Origin of the sequence: Oceanithermus desulfurans (assembly GCF_014201675.1) — a bacterium.
Lineage (GTDB): Bacteria > Deinococcota > Deinococci > Deinococcales > Marinithermaceae > Oceanithermus > Oceanithermus desulfurans.
Map to the genome: position 1 here is coordinate 1 of NZ_JACHEZ010000016.1, position 2,529 is coordinate 2,529.

The following is a 2,529-nucleotide window of genomic DNA, read 5'->3' on the forward strand; positions in this document are numbered from 1 at the left end:
GTCTTGCGCCCAGCGGGTGCGGGGATCTTGAAAGCACGGATCAGGGAAGGCGAAAAGCGCAGGCCGGACGCGGGTAAACCCCACACGCGGTCTGCGTAAAAAAAGCCTGCAGCACACCTAAAAGCAAGCGCGCTCGCCCCACCCCTTCTTCCCTGCTCCCTACGGGAGCGGCGGTAGGGGAGGTCGCGAGCGACGCCATGCGCAAACCCGCAGAGTTTCTGCGGATCTTCTCTTCGAGTGTTAGGCCTCAGGGCCTAGGACTGTAATGGAGAGTTTGATCCTGGCTCAGGGTGAACGCTGGCGGCGTGCCTAAGACATGCAAGTCGTGCGAAGCTTCCCCGGAGTCTTCGGACACTGGGGCAGCTTAGCGGCGGACGGGTGCGTAACACGTAGGTGACCTACCCGGAAGACGGGGACAACCCGGGGAAACCCGGGCTAATCCCCGATGTGGACCCGCCCCCTGGGGCGTGTCTAAAGGGCTTCGGCCGCTTCCGGATGGGCCTGCGGCCCATCAGCTTGTTGGTGAGGTAAAGGCTCACCAAGGCGACGACGGGTAGCCGGTCTGAGAGGATGGCCGGCCACAGGGGCACTGAGACACGGGCCCCACTCCTACGGGAGGCAGCAGTTAGGAATCTTCCGCAATGGACGAAAGTCTGACGGAGCGACGCCGCTTGCGGGATGAAGCCCTTCGGGGTGTAAACCGCTGAACAGGGGACGAAAACCCCGCAAGGGGAATGACGGTACCCTGCTAATAGCACCGGCCAACTCCGTGCCAGCAGCCGCGGTAACACGGAGGGTGCGAGCGTTACCCGGATTTACTGGGCGTAAAGGGCGTGTAGGCGGCCCGTTAAGTCCGGTGTCAAAGCCCACGGCTCAACCGTGGAAAGGCGCCGGATACTGGCGGGCTAGACGGACGGAGGGGGTAGCGGAATTCCCGGAGTAGCGGTGAAATGCGTAGATACCGGGAGGAACGCCGATAGCGAAGGCAGCTACCTGGACGTCCCGTGACGCTGAGGCGCGAAAGCGTGGGGAGCAAACCGGATTAGATACCCGGGTAGTCCACGCCCTAAACGATGAGTGCTGGGTGTCGGGCTTTGGCTCGGCGCCGTAGCTAACGCGTTAAGCACTCCGCCTGGGGAGTACGGCCGCAAGGCTGAAACTCAAAGGAATTGACGGGGGCCCGCACAAGCGGTGGAGCATGTGGTTTAATTCGAAGCAACGCGAAGAACCTTACCAGGCCTTGACATGCCGGGAACCCCCTGGAAACAGGGGGGTGCCCTTCGGGGAGCCCGGACACAGGTGCTGCATGGCCGTCGTCAGCTCGTGTCGTGAGATGTTGGGTTAAGTCCCGCAACGAGCGCAACCCCTGTCGCTAGTTGCCAGCAGTTCGGCTGGGCACTCTAGCGAGACTGCCCGGGAAACCGGGAGGAAGGCGGGGATGACGTCTGGTCAGCATGGCCCTTACGGCCTGGGCGACACACGTGCTACAATGGCCGGCCCAAAGCGCAGCGACCTGGCGACGGGAAGCGAATCGCAAAAAGCCGGTCTCAGTTCGGATTGCAGTCTGCAACTCGACTGCATGAAGGCGGAATCGCTAGTAATCGCGGATCAGCCATGCCGCGGTGAATACGTTCCCGGGCCTTGTACACACCGCCCGTCAAGCCATGGGAGTGGGTTCCACCTGAAGTCGCCGGGAGCCCGTCAGTGGGCAGGCGCCGAGGGTGGGGCTCATGACTGGGGCTAAGTCGTAACAAGGTAGCTGTACCGGAAGGTGCGGCTGGATCACCTCCTTTCTAAGGAGTCTTCGGTTCCCTCCCGCCCGAGGCGGCGAGCGGAACCCACTTCTTACGCTTGCGGCTTGCCCCCGCGAAGGCGGGGGCCTGAACGCCCTCCCTGATCCGTGCCTGCCCCCGTGCAGACGGGGGCCTGCCCCCGCGAAGGCGGGGGCCTGCCCCGCCCTCAGGCGCGACGACCCCCGGCTACGGCCGGGGGTTTGCTTTTGGGAACAGGGCTTGTGGCTCGTAGCCTGTAGCTTGTAGAAACACCACAAGCATCTTTCGCCACCCGACCGGACGCGTAGGGGCGGACCCGTGTGTCCGCCCGAACGGTTCGTAAAGGCAAACGCGTCTGTAGCTCGTAGCTTGAGGCTTGTAGAGGCGCCATAACCGGCTTTCAGCATTTGACCGGTTGGGGAGGGTATAAAACCCTCCCCTACGTTCCAGCGAAGGCGCGTCAGCGGCAACCCAACCCCGGCTTCTCTACCGGCATGGGCCCCGGATCTCGGCCGGCAGGCCGGCCTCGTCCGGGGAAGCGAAAAAGCAGCCTGTGGCCTGTAGCTTGTGGCTCGTGGAAACCCCGTGACGTAACGTCGTGCACGCACCGGTGGCGTTCACCGTTCTCCTGCCTCCCTACAACCTTTTCACCACCTACTACCTACCACGCACCACGCACTACGCACCACGCACCACGCACTACGCACCACGCACTACGCACCACCGGTCTCCGTCATCCCCGACGAGGCGCGGAGCG

The 2,529-nt window shown here is 63.5% G+C and carries 1 rRNA gene; it reads left to right on the top strand.

Going from position 1 to position 2,529, the window contains the following annotated elements:
- Positions 1–262: 262 nt before the first annotated feature.
- Positions 263–1,793, top strand: a 16S ribosomal RNA gene (locus HNQ05_RS12100).
- Positions 1,794–2,529 lie beyond the last annotated feature (736 nt).